Source organism: Streptomyces sp. NPDC086549, assembly GCF_044746205.1.
In the GTDB taxonomy this organism is placed as follows: Bacteria; Actinomycetota; Actinomycetes; order Streptomycetales; family Streptomycetaceae; genus Streptomyces.
Map to the genome: position 1 here is coordinate 68506 of NZ_JBIVBS010000014.1, position 15804 is coordinate 84309.

The following is a 15804-nucleotide window of genomic DNA, read 5'->3' on the forward strand; positions in this document are numbered from 1 at the left end:
GAGAAGCACGATAGCTGCTTGTCCGGCGAATCAGGTATCGACCGGGCTTATCGCGGTGCACTGGTCATTGTTGATGGGGGGCTATCGGGGATCCGGTTCTCTTATTCCTCGCTGCGAGCGGCGTGGTCAAGCGCGCCTGAGCTGTCATCTGGAGGCGGAGAACGAGGTGCACCGCCGCGCGCGAGACACGGGTAGAAAACGTCCTGTCCCGGTTGAAGAACTGGAAGATTCTGCGTGACTGCCGCCTCAAGGGAGTGGGGACGCAGTTGTGGTTGTAGTTCGTCGTTGGATAGATGTTGTCAGTTACCACAGCGGAAAAGGTGAACGTGCTGATCAGGGATAGTTCGACCGTCAGCACGGCATGACATGTCCACGATCTATATGATGAAGGGAAACCCTGCACTCCGACTGAACGAAACGTGTCGAAGTAGTCGACCGTTCGGTGGAGGCGGCGTGCCGTGCAGTTGCCAGTCAGAGAGGGCTGCACCTGTAGCGTTTTCGGCCACTACTTGCTCTGGCCCGAGTTCGCCGCGCGGATCGAATCGTCGGCTTTGCTGCGGTTGCTGGCGGCTGAAACGGCGATCAAAGCGCGTTCGTCGCCGAGGTCGTTGCCGTAGGCCTCGCGCTCCTCTGCGGTCCAGGCGGACGCGCCGGAGTTTTAGGCCTCGGCCAGCGGGACCCGATGGTCGATGTCGAGACCGCTGGGCCCTTCGATGTATCGGTCGTCGTAGGGGAGAACCACGCGCCGCCAGTGAGGCTCTTCCGCACCGCAGGCGGGACCCCGGCCACGGCCGCAGCCCACGGCCGACGGCAGATCCGTCGACAAGACGGTGCCCCGCCGGGCTGCAGCCCGGCGGGGCACCGTCTCCTGTGGCCGAGATGAGGTGGATCCTCTTACGAGGACAGAGCCTTGAGGAGTTCCTTGGCGAGGGGGCCCGAGGACGCCGGGTTCTGTCCGGTGATGAGGTTGCGGTCCGCGACCGTGTACGGCTCCCAGGCGGGACCCCGCGAGTAGTCGGTGGGCAGCTTCTTCAGCTCGTCCTCCAGGAGCCACTTGGCCTTGTCGGCGAAACCGACACCGGCCTCCTCCTCGTTACAGAAACCCGCCACCCGGTAGTTCGCGAAAGGCGTGTCGCCGTTCGCGTCACGGGTCGCGAGGAAAGCGGCCGGGGCATGGCAGACGACACCGAGGGGTTTGCCGGAGGCCAGCGCCTCCCGCAGAAGCGCCCCGGAGTCCGGGTCGACCGAAAGGTCTTCCATCGGGCCATGACCTCCGGGGTAGTAGACCGCGTCGTAGTCCTCGAGACGCACGTCCTTGAGGGAAATGGGGTGCCGCAGCTCCTCGGCCTTCTCGATGACGGCCTCCTCCCGGAGGGAGTTCTCCTCGCCCCCCGCCATACCGGGGCGCAGGCTCATCGTGTCCACAACGGGAATGACCCCGTTAGGGGTTGCCACGGTGACCTCGTGCCCGGCATCGGTGAACACGGTGTAGGGCGCTACGAACTCCTCTGCCCAGTAGCCGGTGGGGTGCCGATGACCGTCCTTCAGGGTCCAATAGCTTGCGCCAGTCATCACACACAGGATCTTGGCCATGGGATGCTCCTCCAGTTTGAGACCTGCATAACAAGCGTGAGCGGACGTCTCGGAATCCGCAACTGGCGACCGATCGATGCACGCGTATCGTATGTGAGCATCAAGAGACGGAAATAGAATTATGGCGCCCGAAAATAGAAGCGGTGCGACAGGGCAGGGTTGTTTTCATTTCGGAGGACCGCCATGATCAAACCCTATGGACCCTACGATTTCATGCCGCCGATCAGGACCTTCACGTTGACCTCCGATTCCGTGGCCAACGGCGAGCAACTGGCCCGTGAGCAGGTGAGCGGCATCCTGGGAGCAGGCGGATCGGACATCTCACCGCAGCTGAGCTGGTCCGGGTTTCCCGAGGAGACCCGGAGTTTCACGGTGGCGATGTTCGACCCCGATGTGCCCACCGCTTCGGGATTCTGGCACTGGGCCGTGGCCAATCTGCCCGCCTCCGTGACCGATCTTCCGGCCGGGGCGGGAGACGGCAGGGATCTACCGGGTGGCGCGGTGACACTGGCCAACGACGCCGGCTACAGGAGGTACCTCGGTCCGGCAACGCCTCGGGGCAACGGTCCGGACCGCTACTTCCTCGTGGTGCACGCCGTCGACGTGGAGGAACTGGAGGTGTCCGGGACAACGACCCCTGCCTTCGTGGAGTTCCTCCTGTTCAGCCACGCACTCGCGAGGGCGACCCTGTACGGCACCTTTGAGCGGGCCTAGCCCGGCCTCCTCGGCCCGAAGGAGTATGACGGCCCGTCAGCAAGCGGGCGGACCCTCATACGGCCGCCCTAGGTCACTTCTTCCACATGTAGTCCTCGGCGGCGTCGACGATCAGGTTCTTCACCGCCTGCGGGTGGGAGACCAGGGACACGTGCGAGGAGTTGATCTCCACTGTCTTCCGGGCCTTCGCGCGCTTCGCCTCGAACAGCTCCAGGGCCGGGTTGATCGCCTGGTCCTGCCTGCCGACGAGGACGTACACGGGCTTGTTCCGCCAGGCGGCGCCGGTGAGCTTGCCCGCGAACGCCGACAGCGCGATCGGACGCTGGGTGACGGCCATGAGGTTGGTCTGGCTGGTGGGCAGGTCCGCGGCGAAGACCTGGTGCAGCTTGTCCGGCTGTACGTAGACGTCCGTGCCGGTGGTGCCGTCACCGTTGCGGAAGGGCACCTGCTTCAGGGCCTTGGTGAGCGGGGCGGGAGCGAACTTCGCGGAGAGGCTGGAGAAGGACTCTCCCGCGTCCGGCATGATCGCGTTGATGTAGACGAGGGCCTTGACGTTGTCGTTTCCGACGGCGGCCTGCGAGATCACCTCTCCGCCGTAGGAATGGCCGACCAGGACGATCGGCCCCTTGACGGACTTCAGGAAGCTCGCGAGGTAGGTCGAGTCCTGGGGAATGCCGCGGAGCGGGTTGGCCGGTGCGGCCACCGTGTAGCCGTTCTGCTGGAGCCGCTGCACGACCCCGTTCCAGCTCGACGCGTCGGCGAAGGCGCCGTGCACCAGCACGATGGTGGGCTTCGCCCGGCCGGGATCACCGCTCGGACCGCCGGCCTGCGCCGTGTCGACTGTCAGTCCGGAGGTGATACCCGATGCGGCCACAAGAGCCGCAGCCCAGCGGGCCATATTCACGGTGCGGCGGGACTCGCGGGATATTCGCATGCCGGTCCTTCGGTGCGGGGACGTCGGGCGACGCCCGGGATTCCATATTCGACGGCAGCTGACGGATTGTCCCCGCACGGGGGCCATCCGGGTGAACTCGATCGGCAGTACCAAGCGCACCCGGCTTTATCCGGATTCCACCGCCTAGCCGACGGCGACGAACTCCAGCTGAATGTTGTCCGGGTCACGGAACACGATCGTCGAGTACGCGAACGGTTCCTTTTCATCCCTGATCGGAGTGCGCTCGATCCTCAACTCGTCCAGCCACGTCATCCAGGCTTCGAGGTCAGCGCGCGTACCCACCAGGAACGACACGTGGTCCAGCACCGTTCGGGCCTCGAGAAATCCCTCGTGCTGGTTGCCCGTATTGGTGTGAAGCCCGATCACAAGCCCCGATTCCGGCACCACCAGCAGAATGCCGTAGCCCCACGGAATACGGGTGCCCTGAGCAGCAGGTACGACGTCACCCCGGAGATGAGCGCGGCCCGCCGCACCCGGCAGACGCGTCTCGAAATCGCTGCGCTGGATTTGTTTTACGCCCGCCGGGTGGGCCGTGTCCGATATCACAAATGGACGACCTGATTTTTGGTGGAACCCTTCGGGGTCAGGAATCGACCGCTTTCGAATATGGAGAGGTACTGGCCGACGAAGGGCACAGGATATTGTCCGAGGGCGCCAATTGATCAGGCTTCGCCGTGCATCTGCAGGAGGCCTCTTCGTCTGCCAACCCGGTGGTGTGGAACCGGGCATTGAGGTCCGCCAGCTGTTCCGGCGTGGGCCGCGGGCCCAGCTCGGCCATTTCGAGGAAGAGCTCCTCGTTGCCGGCCGGCGACGAGACGAACAGCGCCCGCCCGCCGGTGGGGGTCGTGAAAGTGTGGTAGCTCCCCTTGGGTACCACGACCACGGTGCCCGGCCCCCCGGAGAAGGTCGCGTCGCCGACCCGGAAGTCGTAATGGCCCTCCAGTACGTAGATGACTTTCATAAAGTCGTGATGAGCGTGCGGTGGGTTTTCGGTGATCACGTCATGGGTGAAGACGAACACCCCCACGGCGTCGTCGACCTCCTTGCCACGCACGAGAACCTCGAGCCAGTGAGCCTTTTCAGCGTTGCCTCTCCAGGGTGAGGACGGCCTTGGCGATGACGGTCATGCGGTTGGGGCTGATGCGGGCTCTGCGGAAGATCTGCCAGGACTTCAGCCGTGCCATGCCGCGCTCGACGGGAGCTCTGGCCTGGGCCAGTGCGCGGTTGAGGGTGCGCTGCGTGGGGGTGAGTTCGCCGCCGGGTGGTCGTCTGAGCCCGGTGGTGACCCAGGGGCCGGCGCCCTGGTAAGCGCGGTCGGCCAGTACGGGTACGCCCTGCCGCTCGCAGATCCGGATGATCCGGTGAGTGCGGGCCGCGGTCAGGTCATGCGTGCGACCCGGCAGCGCGGGCGAGATCCACAGCACCTCGCCGGTGGGGTCGGTGACGACCTGCACGTTCACCCCATGGCGGCGATGCTTGGCCGAGTAGTCCGCGCGGCTGTCGCCGACCCGGTCGCATTCGGCGAGGGTCCCGTCCAGAAGGACGAAGTCCGGGTCGTTCTCGCGCAGGGTCTTCAGCAGGCCCGGAGCACGGTCGGCGAGCAGGCGGGTGACAGCCGTGACGTAGGCATGAGCGGTGCCGACGGATATCCCGAAGCCGGTCGCGATGCGCGCGAGGGTGTCATGACGGCGCAGGTACACCAGCGCGACCAGCACACGCTGGTGCGGCGGGAGCTTGCACCGCCGGTCACCCTCACGGGTGACAACGAGCATTGTGACCCACTCGACCAGGGCGTGAGGCAAGTCGAGTGCGGCAGGATAGGGAACCAACGAGGCTCCTGTGCCGATGGGTTGAGACTTCGAACACCTCCCTCAACGGCACGGGAGCCTCGTGCGTTGCGGTCCCTCGCCTCCAGCAACCCCGTCACCCGTTCAGTGGCCAAGCTGAAAAGGCTCAGTGAGCGCGCATTTGGCGCCCTGCGTCGGGGCGATGACCGCCTCGGCTTTCAGTACCTCGGCCCGGGTGTTGCAGCCGTCCTTGTCGGCGTCCGCCCAGTGCTTGAACTTCGGCGCTCGTAGCCCGTGCGGTCTTCGTCGCGAACGGGGAGCTGAACGAGGGCGTTCTGTACCGGCGCGGTCACGGTGTCACCGGGGGCAGCAGTGGCCGGTGAAGCGTGGGCGGTCGTCGGGATGGGCAGTGCAGTGATGGCTGCCGCGGTGGCGGCGGTGCGGGCGAAACGCACGTAGGGTGTCCTCCCGAAGATCGCGGGAAGTTCCTGATCTTCGTAACCGGTCCATCGGCCGACTCGCCCGCAGGGCGCCTCCAGCTCTACCCGAACGGGCGGTAAGTCCGATGGCCGACGCTCCCGGCTCGCTGCTTAGGATCCGCTGATGGAGATCCCCGAAAACCTGATCGAGCTGGAATGTACAGCGGAGACGGCCCGAGCCCGCCTGGCCGGCCTGACCGGTGAGGAGTACGACGAGCAGATGCGGCGCTGGCGTGAGGCGGACGAGGCGGTGCAGGCCGCGATCACCGCGTACGCGGAGGCGACCGGTGAGAACCGGTACGAGCTGTCGCAGGCTGTGAAGAAGGCCGTAAGGCACTCGCAGGAAGACCCTGCCGTGGAGTAGCCGGACATGCGCCCGCACCTGCCGCGGGTGAGGCTGGGCTCATGGCCCCCGCGATGCCTGTTGTGATCTACCCGCCCGACGAGGACGGCGGTCGGCGCGTGCGCATCGACGGCGAGATCTTCGGTAGGGCGTACGGACTGCGCGACGTTGCCGAGTTCCTGCGTCGGGCGGGCATCGAGGACGTGGACGAGGCGTACGTTGCGGCGTCGGTGCTGATCGAGTGGCGGGGTGGCGGTCCGGACGTGTGGGAGCACTGACCTGGTTTGCGTGTGGAATGCTCGCGCCCGGACAGCAACGAGTAGTCAACGTCCTAGCGGCCATCATGGACGGAAGCTGATCGGCCGGGCGTTGGGTCCCCCGCCCGGCCGTCACGGGCCTTGCGGCTACCGCATCCCGAGGTTGGTGCCGGGTGCACCAGGGTGGTGGTGGGCGAGCGGCAGCCCCGTCCGGGACTTCTGCGTCAGGCCTTGCAGAACCCGAGACCCTTGAGGGCCTCGTTGATCTGCTTCCCCTGGGCTTCGGTGGTCGTGACGTCTTTGTAGGTGAAGCGCTGGGATGCTGCCGAGTCGGCCTTGCTGCTGTCGCTGTTGATGGCGCTGCACTGGTTGCGTGCGGCGTTGATGGCCTTGTCCTCGTACTTCACGATGCCCGGGTTGGCTGCAGCGAGGGCGCGAAGCAGTTCTGCGCGCTTGGCGCCGGTGGGCTCGGGCGGGATGCCGGCCACTTTCGCTGCGGCGCTCACGTCGATGCTGGGCTTGCTGCTCTTGCTGGCCGTGGCTTTTGGCTTGGAGTCGCCGGTGTCGCTGCTGCATCCGGCGAGAGCGATGGCGAGTGTGGCCGTGATGACGGCGACAGTGGTGCGGGTGCGCAGGGTTCCCCCTGGGATGTTGGTGCTGAGGGGGAATTATGCGTCGCGTGTGGACGTCGCGGTGGCGGTGGGGCCTTCTTGTGACGCGCGGGGTGTCCGGAGTCTCAACGCCAGCGATGGTCTGCCGACTGGACGCCCACCAGGCGAAGCGCCAGAGCAGGACGGCCCCACACCGGCAGGATGCCAGATTCACGACCGCCCCGTCCTCGTGGAGGAGCGGGGCGGTGTGAGCACTCGGGCCGAGATGACACCGCGTCTGGTTGGCGCCGGCCGTCGGTTGCCCGCCCGGCTGTAGTCCGGACCTCCCCGGGTGCCCGGGCCTCCCAGGGGCAGACGAGCGGGCTGGGGATGCCATGAGCTCGGCACGTTCCGCCGCCCTGCGGCCGATTCAGTGGGCGTACGCTCTCGGGGCCCGCCGTAGCCGGGCCTTCATCCGGAAGGTCGCGCTGTGGGCGGCCCTGCGCCCATAGTCTTTCAACGGCCCGCCACGAACAGCTCCTTCATCGCCCCGGCGACCACGTCGGGACTCTCCCGAGGCAGAAATTGGCCGATGCCCGGCACGATCCGCACGGTGAGATCGTCCGCGTGACTCTCGCCCCCGGCCAGCATGGACGGTGGGAACGCGTTGTCCCGCTCGCCGCCCAGCAGCACGGTCGGGACGGTCAACCGCTGCCCGCTCCACGTGCCGCGCAGCAGCGCCGGGATCTCCCGGACCACGTACTGCCAGAACATGGCCTGCCCAGCGTGCGCGGTGGCCTGGGCCGCGGCGCTGAACTCCGCGAGCTCGTCGGTTTGCCAGACCGACCGGTCGGCGACCTGATGACGCAGCAGGAAGCGGGCGAACGCCGGCCAGCGGCGCAGCACGGCCCGGCCGATCACCGGGAAGATCGCGTACCGCCGCCAGCACGCGGGTAGAGTCCGTGCGCTGCCTGCCGCCCGCCTTCACCAGGCCCCGGTCCTTGAGGACGGTCAGCAGCAGGTCGAGCACCTTCTCCTCCATCCCGTGCTCGACCAGTCGCGTGCGGAACTCGGACTGCACCGAGGCGTCGAATCCGGGATCGTCCAGCTCGAGGCCGAGCGCGTATTTCAGGTCCATGCCGTACCGCCCCCGATGCGCTGCCGCCCGATCGGTGAGGTTCTCGGCCAACTGCAACATCGTCACCAGCGCCAGCCGGCCAGGCGACCAGCCCGGCCGCCCTCTGGATCCGAATACCTCGGCGAACCCGGCGTCCGCGAACAACTCGCCCATCTCTTGACAGACCCGCATCGCCAACGGATTCGGGCCCCGTGCCGCCACCGCCCGCGCCACCTGCGCGGTCAGCTCAGGCACCGTCGGCCACGGCCTCGGCCGCATCGACATTCCACACCCCACCTGCGACCGGGAACGCCAAGACGACCGCTGCTGCCCCGACCAACGAGCCGCAAGCGGCAGGAGATTCCTGCTTCCGCAGCGACGCGTGCGATCGGACGTCCGGCGTCGACCCGCAGGCACAAACGCAGACGTCCTTCGCGGGTCGGCGGTGCGTTCCGATGTCCCCTGCTGGTGGCGCTCCTGGACTCGGCGGCCGCGTTCACCGGGAGCCCTGGGATCTCGGGGCTCCCGCGTGAGCGGCTGTGCGTGGCGTCAGCGTGCGAACTTTTCGATGGCCTCCGGGGTGACGGGGGTGAAGAAGTTGACGAGGTTGCCGTCGGGGTCGCGGAACAGCAGCGACCGGTTGCCCCAGGGCATCGTGGTGGGCTCGTTGACGAAGTCGGTGACGAAGCCGGTCAGGTTCTGGTGAACGCGGTCCACGTCGTCGACGAGGAACTCGGTGATCACGCTGTGGTTGTCCGCCGGGCGGGCAGAGCCCGGGGCGAACAGCGGGACGGTGCGGGTGCTGGCGATCGCGAGGGTTGCGCCCGCGATCTTGAGTTCGGCGAAGTCCTCGGTGGCCCGTATCGCCTGCGTACCTGTGGCTCGCTCGTAGAACTCGACGAGGCGCGCGACGTCGCTGGTGATGATGCGGATCGAGACGAAGTCCATGGGAATCTCCTTGGCTGTGCTGGAGGCGTGCACGTCGCAGGCTAGGAGAAATAGTGGACAGAATCGGTCCTGTATTCGCGCTAGGCTGCGAACATGCCACGACCCACCGGCCGCGTGCTGACACTCCTGGAGCTGCTGCAGTCGGGCGGTACCCGGACGGTGGCCGAACTCGCCGACCGGCTCGGCGTCGAAGGGCGCACCGTGCGCCGGTATGTGAACCAGCTGATTGACCTGGACGTGCCCGTGGAATCGGTGCGCGGCCGCTACGGCGGGTACCGGCTCGCCCCCGGGTACCGCTTGCCTCCGCTCATGCTCAGCGACGACGAGGCGCTGGCCGTGCTGCTCGGCCTGGTCGCCGGCCGCCGGGCAGGGCTGACGACGACGGAGCGCACGGCGAACGAGACGGCGTCAGCGAAGATCCGGCGGGTGCTGCCCAAGCACATCGCCCACCGGCTCGACACACTCCTGGAAGCTCTCGCCTTCACGGATCAGCCCGGCGAGTTGGACCACCCGGACGCCGGGCTCCTGCTCACCATCGCCGATGCGGTGCGCCACCGCCGACCGGTCTCGATCCGCTACACCGACCGCGACGGACGGCACAGCGAACGCACACTGCACGCGTACGGGATCGTCGCCCATGCGGGCCGGTGGTACGTCACGGGCAAGGACGCCCAGATCGGCGAGGACCGAACCTTCCGGCTCGATCGCATCGCAGACGCGCGGACCCTGCCCGGCTCGTTCGAAGCGCCCGTGGGTCCCGGTCCGGCGCAGCGCGTGGTGTCAGGGTTCGCCACGGCCGAGTACCGGCATCAGGTGACCTTGCGGATCCACGGGACAGTTGAGCAGATCCGCGCGCACCTCCCCGCCAGCGTCGCGAGCCTGGAGGAGCACGAGCCCGCGGCCGGCCAGGACCCGGCGGCCGAGCACTGGCTGCGCGTCGAGCTACGGGCGCAGCAGCTCGACTGGTTGCCTCGGATACTCGCCTCACTCGACCGGCCGTTCGTCATCGAGCGCCCCGATGAACTGCGCGACCTCGTCATCGCGCTCGCCGATCGACTCACGTCCTACGCCCGTCTAGCCTGACAGCGAGGAACCAATGTCATGAGACGGCACAGCTGGTCGACGTCGAGCGGGGCATTTTGCGGGCGTACCGGACGTGCGGGGTGGTGCCCTGGAGGTCGCACCAGCGGCGGCTTGAAAGTACATGCGGGCAAGGTGGCGGCGCGGCTCCGGGCCGAGGAGGCGCGGCTGGACGTTGACGGGGACGCCGCACTCGTTGGTCTTGCCGAACTGCTGCTGACGGTGGCCGAGCAGTACGCGGAGGGCCTGGTCGGCGCGCTGCTGGGCGCGGCCGAGCTGAAGGACGTTGAGCCAGGGACCGCGAGCCGCTGTGCATCAGCGCAGTGGTGCTGCTGACCTTGGCGGGCGCGGTGGGGATCTCGCTGATTAGCCTGCCGGACGCTGTGGCTACACCGGCCATCGGCGGCGTTGGCCTGCTGGCCATTGCCCTGGTCTACGGGCGTGGAGCGCGCAAGGCCCTTGATCTGCTCGCGCCGCTCGGAAGTGGCGGGAAGCGAGGCGACCGCCCGCCTGAGCCTCCTCGTCTGGCCCAGCGCTCCGTGCTTTCGAAGCCTAGGAGCCGAGTCAAGCAGGCGGCGCGGCACTGGGCGGGGCCTGTTCGGCAGGCTGGTCCAGTTGCTGCTGAAACCGGATTGCGAAGAAGATCGCCGCGCGGGTCCCGTCAGAGAAGTGACGGCCCGCCCGTCGGTCGGGCAGGGTAGCTTTAGCCTCCGTGCTGCTCGATGGCCTTGCGGACCTCGTACACGTCGTAGTCGGTCTCCAGGACGGCGTGCGTCAGAGCGAGCAGCGCCAGCGTCTGGGCCTTGGAGCCGGGGTCGCTGACGCTTTCCAGGGCCTGCTCCGCGCGGTCCGCGAACTCCCTGGCCTTGGCGTAGTGGTCCTCGCGCGGCGCGTTTCCCCCTCTGGTTGCTGGTGGTCGTCGATCAGCATGCCCCGAGCACGCTCACGCGGTACCCGCTGGTCTTCGTGGGCTGCCGTGGCAGAAGCAAGCTCCCAGGGACACACGACACCAGGCCGCCGACGCGATCGCGGCTGCCAGGAGAAGCACCTAGCCCGCCGCGCCTGGCGCCTGTGTCACTCGCTGGGCTGCGGCAGCACGTAGACGAACGGATACGGGAAGTCCGGGTTGTCGAACTCCGGCTTCACGCGGTATCCGAAGCCGGCCAGGATGCCGACGATGGTCGTCGTCAGCGCGGCGGCGGCGCCGAACACCGTCGCCGCCTCGGAATCGTGCGCCTTCGCCAGCCGGTCCTCCTCCGGCACGTACCAGGACAGGAACACGCCCATTCCCTCCACCCCGAGACGCAGGACGAGACCGCCGGCTACGTGGGAGTGATCGTCGCTGTCGTCGACCAGATAGACCGGGACGCCGACCTTGGCGAGGTCGGCGCAGACCGCTGCGGCGAGCAGGGCGTGCGGGTGTCCGTCGTAGCTGCGGAGTTCGGGTGGCAGAAGGTCCATCCCGGCAGGGTAGGGAGTCCGCCCGCAGTGCGACAGGCCGCCTTCTCGCCGCTGGTGCTGTCCGGTTGCCCCTATTGGACCCAACAGGCTCCACGGTGCTTTCAGGGCGCGTGTTCCATGTGTTCTTCCAGTTCGACGGCGAGCGCGGGGTCGGGGCGGGGGACCAGGCCGTAGTCCTCATCGGTGTCCGCTTCGAGGCGGCATACGGCGTCGGCGAGCTTGAAGTGGTCAAGTGCCCAGCTGAGCACGCCTCCGGTTCGACAGGCCGGATCGTCTCCCCGGTTGCCGGGCCGTGACGGGGCGATCGTGGCGATTGCGGTGACGACGGCGTGAGGGGCGTAACAGCTTGCGGTCAGGGGAGTGGGGGGTTCGGTGTCGATGCGGGGGTAGAGGTCGCTTCCGGTGTGGTGGTGGAGAGCGAGGGCCTGGCGGTACCAGAAGCGGGCCATGTCGTCCTCGCTGTACTGCGTGTGGTGCAGGTAGAGGCAGTAGGCGGCGGTGGCGACGCCTGCTTCTGCGGCGAACTGCCACCAGAACTGGGCGCCTTCGGAGCGGTCGGACAGGTAGAGCAGGCAGGCGAAGGTCAGGGCACCGGCCGGCTCGATGCGGGAGCGTTCATTGACGAGCTGGGCCATGGCCTCCACCGTATCCGGGTCGCTCACCACCCGGCAGGAGAGCCCTGCCAGGCTCGTGGCGGCCCGCCGGTAGACCGGCGGGTTCGCGGGGGACCGGCTCCGCACGCGGCCGGCCCCCCTCGGCTTTGACCAGGCGGGCGCTGACAGGCGAATACCGACACGCGCCAAGGTGGTGTTAGGCGGGTTGCGGGGCGGGCGTTGCCGGAGCGGCCGCGACCTTGCGGGTCTCGCGCATTATCAGCAGGCCGTTGAGCACCATCAGTGTCGCGGTCAGGCCGTGGACGCCGAGCGCGGTGGCCACGGAGCCGTGGTGGGCCAGCACGGTGGCCATGTCGCCGTACGCGGCGAGGGCCTCCACCAGCAGCACCCAGCCCAGTGCCCGGCGGTGGCCCGTCACCAGCAGGATGCCCAGGACCAGGGCCAGGACGACGTCGCGGATTCCCTTGATGATCAGGAAGCCGTCGCCGTCGCCGGACGGCCAGCTCGGCAGGCCGAAGCCCGGCGCCGTCGTCTCCGGGCTCAGGATGAACTCCGTCCCGAACCAGAGGATGAAGAGGATGAAGGCGGCGGCCAGGACGGTGTTGATCTTCTTCAGCGGCATTGTTCTTCTCCTTGCGAGTCTTCGTCGGCTTGGTGAGCTTCGTGGAGCTTGCTGAGTCGTGTGGGGCCTGATCAGGCCGCGCGGACGCGGCTGATCGAGGGGCGTAACTTGTCGGGATCGCAGGTGCGGGATCTGAGCGGTAGCCGCATTCCCGAATGTCGGGATTTCGGCGGCCAGCTGCCGCGCGGGGAGTGGGGAGTGTGCGCCACCGGCGCGGCGTCGGCCCGCGGGGTCAGTAATCCGAAGCCCTGTCGGGCACGCCCCCGAGGGGGCGAAAGCCGTCGGCATACAGGGGCGAACCGGTGAACGTCGGGGCGGCTTGGTATCAGGCGAGGGCGGCGACCAGCAGGGAGAAGGCGCCGATGATGACGGCGACGCGGACGTAGTGCCAGCGGTTCCAGCGGTTCATCTGCTCCTTCCAGTCCTTGGGCCGGTTCTCGGGGGTCCACGTCTTGTTCCGGTTGTTGATCGGGACGAGCAGCAGGAGCGACATGATCACGCTGGCGATCAGCAGTCCGGCGGCGGTGATGACGAGGCCGGTGCCGTGGTGGTGCCATCCGGCGATGGCCCAGACCACGGCGAGGACGAGCGAGCCGATGTACCAGAACGGCATCACGGCGCCGAGCATCCGGCCGCCGTGGCTGTGGCCCATCTGGCTGGCGTCGTCGGGAAGGGCGTTGAGGATCGGGTTCATGACGAAGGCGACGGAGAACTCCACCCCCACCATCAGGCCGACGACCACGGTGGTGACGACCTCGAGTGCGTTGAGCATGACGGCCCTCCGGGATCTAGCGTTGCTAGCTGATGAGTCGACGCTAGTACTACTGCCGCTCGCTTGTCTAGCGGTGCTAGGATCAAATCATGTCGGTAAAGGAACGTAAGGAGCGCGAGCGGGCGGGCCGCGAGCGTCTCATCGTGGCGACGGCCCGCGAACTCGCCGAGGAGCAGGGCTGGGACGCGGTCACCACGCGCCGGCTCGCCGAGCGCATCGAGTACAGCCAGCCCGTCCTCTACAGCCACTTCCGCGGCAAGCGCGAGATCATCGGCGCCGTCGCCCTCCAGGGCGCCACCGAGATGGCCGTCGCGGTGCGGGCCGCGACCGCCGCCGCGGACGGCCCGCGCGCCCGGGTCACCGCCCTCGCCCGCGGCTACCTCGACTTCGCCGAGCGGAACCCGGCGGTCTACGACGCCTTGTTCCAGCTCGACGGCGGCCTGGCATACGCGCAGGAGGACACCCCGGAGCCGCTGAAGGACGCCTTCGCCGCGCTGATGGAGAGCCTGGGCGAGGTCGCCGGGGACGGCGTCGACCAGGGGCTGTTCACCGAGACGTTCTGGGCGTCCCTGCACGGACTCGCAACCCTGACCCGGGCGGGACGGCTGCCGCCGGAGGACGCCGAGCAGAGGGTGGAACTGCTGGTGGACCGGCTCGCTGTGCTCTGACACACACCATCCCCTCGGGCATGCGGCGCACAAGCTCCCGCGGCCCGAAGGGCCCCACGCGACGTGCTCAGCGTCCGTTACCGGTCTGGCCGCGTAGAACTGAACGACGTGGCAAGTGCCACGGTGCCGTCACCGAATCGGGCGTTGAGCTGGTCGATGACCGGTTCGATCCGCAGCCATGAGGCCTGGCTCGGGCCTATGGCCAGCTATGTGTAGGCCTGCGCAGCGTCAACGATCCGTTCGGCGACGAGTGCAAGACCCGGTAAGTCCGCTGCCGGACGTGCGTTTGCCGCAATCCCTGCTGGTTCTGCGGCAGACGCGTTTTCGAAGCCAGCCCACTTCCCTGACCACCATGGCGTTTCCAGGTCGCGCAGCCAGGCGACAGGATGAATGAGCCGCAACCCGACCGAGTCGGTGCTACTGGCGGTGGCCAGGAGTGTGCAGTCGGAGGAGATTGCTACTGCATCAAGAACGTTCCGAACACTGCCATGAGCGTTGGGGAGGGATTGGCCGAGGGCGTCTTGGGTGGTTGGTTTCCACAGCTGGACCGTGCCGTCTTCGCTGCCGGTGGCGAGGAGGCGGCCGTTCGGGGAGAACGCCACCGCATGCGGTCCGGATCGCACGCCCTGGACTGGGCGCTGCTGGACTCCAGCGGGACGGTCGCCCAGTACGCAGGGTCGGGCACCAGCAGCCCGCTCTCTGAGGGCAACCCGTCGATGTACCCAAGCCTGTCGTTCTCCTACGTGACGTCGGACGACATGTTCACCGTCGGCTCCGGACACCTCAGCGCCGGTATGGCAACGGTCGCGCTCGCCCACCAGGGCTCCGCCGCCGCCACGGTCTACGCCCACACCTCATACCCGTGGCGGCTGAGGTTGGAGAACATCGGCGCAGAGCTGGCCTGAGAAGGTGCCCCGGCAGCCGGAGGAATGGTCTTGCCTGTAGCGGTGACACTGAGCCCATGGGACCAGATGCGACTTTCGGCCAGCTGCTGCACCGTGTGACGCTGGACCGGGAGCACGGCGTCGACACGTGGCGGTGCCCGGACGGGAGCGTCTTCGTCCTGCTCGTGAACCGGCAGGGCGAGGTCGTCCAGCGCGCGACGGTGCCGCGCCTGCTCCGGTGGTCGAAGTACGCGCGCCGCTGCTACCGGGGCGTGGTGGTGCGCCGCTGGGTCCTCACCCCAGACGACGCCCCACCAGTGCTGGATGCCCCGCACCGCATCCCACAGGCAGGACACCTCGCACGCGAGCATGGTCAGTAGTTGCCCGCCATGTCTTTCTTCACCGAGGCCAACTCCGGGCCCCCGTCGTCGGCCGGCACCTTCCACCGGAACGCAGTGCCGTCCCCGTCGGTATAAGCGATCGTCCCGCCGCGCTGCGCCTCGGCCAGGTCGAAGGCGATGGTCCGCCATTGCCAGGTGCCCGCCTTGACCGTGCCGCCGCCGGTGAACCCGTGCGGGGTGATGGACGAGGCGTCGTTCTTGCCTTCGTCCAGGGCCTGCCCGTCGGGGGCGATCCACTGCCAGCCGCCGCCCTCGAGCGGCGCCGACTCCGTGGCCACCGTGCTGCCGGTGGCCCGGTCCTTCACGGTGATGATTGCGAACGTGCCGTTCACCGAGGTGGAGCCCATGGCCGTCTTGACGTAGACGACAGTGGTGGGGGTGACCGCGCCGTAGCTACGGAGGCGGTCGGCGTCCCGTGGGCTTGCGGTCGCGGTGACGACGGCTCCGGCGTTGAGCGGGCGCCCGGAAAAGCGCCCCCAGCGTGACGCCGTGGATGCGACTCGCAGCGGGGAATTCGAT

22 protein-coding genes and 3 pseudogenes are annotated in these 15804 nt (G+C 67.9%); 9 read left to right on the forward strand and 16 right to left on the reverse strand.

All coding sequences use genetic code 11. The features are described 5' to 3' along the window. Positions 1-27 precede the first annotated feature (27 nt). Positions 28-278: pseudogene (locus ACIPSA_RS35400) on the forward strand (transposase family protein); the annotation flags it as partial. A 266-nt stretch (positions 279-544) separates the two neighbouring features. On the opposite strand, the pseudogene ACIPSA_RS35405 reads toward ACIPSA_RS35400, so the two are convergent. Next, a pseudogene (locus tag ACIPSA_RS35405) lies at positions 545-759 on the reverse strand (HNH endonuclease); the annotation flags it as partial. Positions 760-894: 135 nt separating this feature from the next. Beyond that, on the reverse strand, positions 895-1593 hold the full coding sequence (locus ACIPSA_RS35410) for a DJ-1/PfpI family protein (RefSeq protein ID WP_391404003.1): 699 nt from the start codon (positions 1591-1593) through the stop codon (positions 895-897). 183 nt (positions 1594-1776) lie between these two features. Between ACIPSA_RS35410 and ACIPSA_RS35415 the strand changes: the two genes are divergently transcribed. Beyond that, a complete protein-coding gene (locus ACIPSA_RS35415) occupies positions 1777-2307 on the forward strand; it encodes a YbhB/YbcL family Raf kinase inhibitor-like protein (protein WP_402642241.1) in 531 nt (176 codons plus the stop codon). Between the two features lie 73 nt (positions 2308-2380). Here ACIPSA_RS35415 and ACIPSA_RS35420 read toward each other — a convergent pair whose 3' ends face one another. The 4 genes from ACIPSA_RS35420 to ACIPSA_RS35435 all read right to left on the reverse strand — a co-directional run bounded on the left by ACIPSA_RS35420 (position 2381) and on the right by ACIPSA_RS35435 (position 5091). Further along, a complete protein-coding gene (locus ACIPSA_RS35420; RefSeq protein ID WP_402642244.1) occupies positions 2381-3241 on the reverse strand; it encodes an alpha/beta fold hydrolase in 861 nt (286 codons plus the stop codon). A 144-nt stretch (positions 3242-3385) separates the two neighbouring features. Further along, a complete protein-coding gene (locus ACIPSA_RS35425) occupies positions 3386-3808 on the reverse strand; it encodes a VOC family protein (protein WP_402642246.1) in 423 nt (140 codons plus the stop codon). 37 nt (positions 3809-3845) lie between these two features. After that, complete coding sequence (locus tag ACIPSA_RS35430; RefSeq protein WP_402642248.1) at positions 3846-4316, reverse strand: cupin domain-containing protein; 471 nt, start codon at positions 4314-4316, stop codon at positions 3846-3848. A 25-nt stretch (positions 4317-4341) separates the two neighbouring features. Beyond that, a complete protein-coding gene (locus tag ACIPSA_RS35435; RefSeq protein WP_402642250.1) occupies positions 4342-5091 on the reverse strand; it encodes a transposase family protein in 750 nt (249 codons plus the stop codon). A 561-nt stretch (positions 5092-5652) separates the two neighbouring features. On the opposite strand from ACIPSA_RS35435, the gene ACIPSA_RS35440 reads away from it, so the two are divergent. Together ACIPSA_RS35440 and ACIPSA_RS35445 are read left to right on the forward strand one after the other, a co-directional pair. Then, complete coding sequence (locus tag ACIPSA_RS35440; RefSeq protein ID WP_402642253.1) at positions 5653-5892, forward strand: hypothetical protein; 240 nt, start codon at positions 5653-5655, stop codon at positions 5890-5892. Between the two features lie 41 nt (positions 5893-5933). Next, a complete protein-coding gene (locus ACIPSA_RS35445; protein ID WP_402642255.1) occupies positions 5934-6149 on the forward strand; it encodes a hypothetical protein in 216 nt (71 codons plus the stop codon). Between the two features lie 203 nt (positions 6150-6352). Here ACIPSA_RS35445 and ACIPSA_RS35450 read toward each other — a convergent pair whose 3' ends face one another. The 4 genes and pseudogenes from ACIPSA_RS35450 to ACIPSA_RS35465 form a co-directional block, all read right to left on the reverse strand. Continuing rightward, on the reverse strand, positions 6353-6634 hold the full coding sequence (locus tag ACIPSA_RS35450) for a hypothetical protein (protein WP_402642257.1): 282 nt from the start codon (positions 6632-6634) through the stop codon (positions 6353-6355). 600 nt (positions 6635-7234) lie between these two features. Further along, the gene (locus tag ACIPSA_RS35455) at positions 7235-7639 is read right to left on the reverse strand and encodes an alpha/beta fold hydrolase (protein WP_402642741.1); all 405 of its coding nucleotides are present in this window, start codon (positions 7637-7639) and stop codon (positions 7235-7237) included. A 115-nt stretch (positions 7640-7754) separates the two neighbouring features. Next, positions 7755-8120: pseudogene (locus ACIPSA_RS35460) on the reverse strand (transposase); the annotation flags it as partial. A 264-nt stretch (positions 8121-8384) separates the two neighbouring features. Continuing rightward, complete coding sequence (locus tag ACIPSA_RS35465) at positions 8385-8783, reverse strand: VOC family protein (RefSeq protein WP_402642259.1); 399 nt, start codon at positions 8781-8783, stop codon at positions 8385-8387. A 93-nt stretch (positions 8784-8876) separates the two neighbouring features. Here ACIPSA_RS35465 and ACIPSA_RS35470 point away from each other — a divergent pair, with 93 nt between their 5' ends. Both ACIPSA_RS35470 and ACIPSA_RS35475 read left to right on the forward strand, forming a co-directional pair. Beyond that, complete coding sequence (locus tag ACIPSA_RS35470) at positions 8877-9866, forward strand: helix-turn-helix transcriptional regulator (RefSeq protein ID WP_402642261.1); 990 nt, start codon at positions 8877-8879, stop codon at positions 9864-9866. Between the two features lie 111 nt (positions 9867-9977). Then, positions 9978-10199: a hypothetical protein gene (locus tag ACIPSA_RS35475; protein WP_402642263.1), complete on the forward strand. Its 222-nt coding sequence runs from the start codon at positions 9978-9980 to the stop codon at positions 10197-10199. Positions 10200-10937: 738 nt separating this feature from the next. Here the strand turns inward: ACIPSA_RS35475 and ACIPSA_RS35480 are convergent. The 4 genes from ACIPSA_RS35480 to ACIPSA_RS35495 all read right to left on the reverse strand — a co-directional run bounded on the left by ACIPSA_RS35480 (position 10938) and on the right by ACIPSA_RS35495 (position 13332). Next, positions 10938-11324, reverse strand: coding sequence for a hypothetical protein (locus ACIPSA_RS35480; RefSeq protein WP_402642265.1), 387 nt, complete (start codon positions 11322-11324; stop codon positions 10938-10940). 101 nt (positions 11325-11425) lie between these two features. Continuing rightward, positions 11426-12064, reverse strand: a complete 639-nt coding sequence (locus tag ACIPSA_RS35485) for a hypothetical protein (protein WP_402642268.1) — start codon at positions 12062-12064, stop codon at positions 11426-11428. A gap of 70 nt (positions 12065-12134) precedes the next feature. Further along, positions 12135-12560 carry a DUF4267 domain-containing protein gene (locus ACIPSA_RS35490; protein WP_402642270.1) on the reverse strand — a complete coding sequence of 142 codons (426 nt, stop codon included), beginning with the start codon at positions 12558-12560 and terminating at the stop codon, positions 12135-12137. Between the two features lie 325 nt (positions 12561-12885). After that, entirely contained in the window at positions 12886-13332 is a 447-nt protein-coding gene (locus ACIPSA_RS35495) for an anthrone oxygenase family protein (RefSeq protein ID WP_402642272.1), read from the reverse strand. 89 nt (positions 13333-13421) lie between these two features. Between ACIPSA_RS35495 and ACIPSA_RS35500 the strand changes: the two genes are divergently transcribed. Further along, positions 13422-14000 carry a TetR/AcrR family transcriptional regulator gene (locus ACIPSA_RS35500; protein WP_402642275.1) on the forward strand — a complete coding sequence of 193 codons (579 nt, stop codon included), beginning with the start codon at positions 13422-13424 and terminating at the stop codon, positions 13998-14000. A 206-nt stretch (positions 14001-14206) separates the two neighbouring features. On the opposite strand, the gene ACIPSA_RS35505 is transcribed toward ACIPSA_RS35500, so the two are convergent. After that, positions 14207-14623, reverse strand: a complete 417-nt coding sequence (locus ACIPSA_RS35505; RefSeq protein WP_402642277.1) for a WD40 repeat domain-containing protein — start codon at positions 14621-14623, stop codon at positions 14207-14209. Between ACIPSA_RS35505 and ACIPSA_RS35510 the strand changes: the two genes are divergently transcribed. Together ACIPSA_RS35510 and ACIPSA_RS35515 are read left to right on the forward strand one after the other, a co-directional pair. Then, entirely contained in the window at positions 14606-14905 is a 300-nt protein-coding gene (locus tag ACIPSA_RS35510) for a hypothetical protein (protein ID WP_402642279.1), read from the forward strand. The genes ACIPSA_RS35505 and ACIPSA_RS35510 overlap by 18 nt on opposite strands. A gap of 56 nt (positions 14906-14961) precedes the next feature. Continuing rightward, entirely contained in the window at positions 14962-15264 is a 303-nt protein-coding gene (locus ACIPSA_RS35515) for a hypothetical protein (RefSeq protein ID WP_402642281.1), read from the forward strand. Here ACIPSA_RS35515 and ACIPSA_RS35520 read toward each other — a convergent pair. Then, on the reverse strand, positions 15258-15632 hold the full coding sequence (locus ACIPSA_RS35520; protein WP_402642283.1) for a hypothetical protein: 375 nt from the start codon (positions 15630-15632) through the stop codon (positions 15258-15260). The two genes, ACIPSA_RS35515 and ACIPSA_RS35520, sit on opposite strands and share 7 nt — an antisense overlap. Positions 15633-15804: the final 172 nt, after the last annotated feature.

What these genes read in the sequence shown, in the direction of transcription:
- ACIPSA_RS35410 (WP_391404003.1), bottom strand. Translation starts at nt 1,593, where the DNA reads ATGGCCAAGATCCTGTGTGTGATGACTGGCGCAAGCTATTGGACCCTG.
- ACIPSA_RS35415 (WP_402642241.1), top strand. Translation starts at nt 1,777, where the DNA reads ATGATCAAACCCTATGGACCCTACGATTTCATGCCGCCGATCAGGACC.
- ACIPSA_RS35420 (WP_402642244.1), bottom strand. Translation starts at nt 3,241, where the DNA reads ATGCGAATATCCCGCGAGTCCCGCCGCACCGTGAATATGGCCCGCTGG.
- ACIPSA_RS35440 (WP_402642253.1), top strand. Translation starts at nt 5,653, where the DNA reads ATGGAGATCCCCGAAAACCTGATCGAGCTGGAATGTACAGCGGAGACG.
- ACIPSA_RS35445 (WP_402642255.1), top strand. Translation starts at nt 5,934, where the DNA reads ATGGCCCCCGCGATGCCTGTTGTGATCTACCCGCCCGACGAGGACGGC.
- ACIPSA_RS35465 (WP_402642259.1), bottom strand. Translation starts at nt 8,783, where the DNA reads ATGGACTTCGTCTCGATCCGCATCATCACCAGCGACGTCGCGCGCCTC.
- ACIPSA_RS35470 (WP_402642261.1), top strand. Translation starts at nt 8,877, where the DNA reads ATGCCACGACCCACCGGCCGCGTGCTGACACTCCTGGAGCTGCTGCAG.
- ACIPSA_RS35480 (WP_402642265.1), bottom strand. Translation starts at nt 11,324, where the DNA reads ATGGACCTTCTGCCACCCGAACTCCGCAGCTACGACGGACACCCGCAC.
- ACIPSA_RS35490 (WP_402642270.1), bottom strand. Translation starts at nt 12,560, where the DNA reads ATGCCGCTGAAGAAGATCAACACCGTCCTGGCCGCCGCCTTCATCCTC.
- ACIPSA_RS35495 (WP_402642272.1), bottom strand. Translation starts at nt 13,332, where the DNA reads ATGCTCAACGCACTCGAGGTCGTCACCACCGTGGTCGTCGGCCTGATG.
- ACIPSA_RS35500 (WP_402642275.1), top strand. Translation starts at nt 13,422, where the DNA reads ATGTCGGTAAAGGAACGTAAGGAGCGCGAGCGGGCGGGCCGCGAGCGT.
- ACIPSA_RS35510 (WP_402642279.1), top strand. Translation starts at nt 14,606, where the DNA reads ATGCGGTCCGGATCGCACGCCCTGGACTGGGCGCTGCTGGACTCCAGC.
- ACIPSA_RS35515 (WP_402642281.1), top strand. Translation starts at nt 14,962, where the DNA reads ATGGGACCAGATGCGACTTTCGGCCAGCTGCTGCACCGTGTGACGCTG.
- ACIPSA_RS35520 (WP_402642283.1), bottom strand. Translation starts at nt 15,632, where the DNA reads ATGGGCTCCACCTCGGTGAACGGCACGTTCGCAATCATCACCGTGAAG.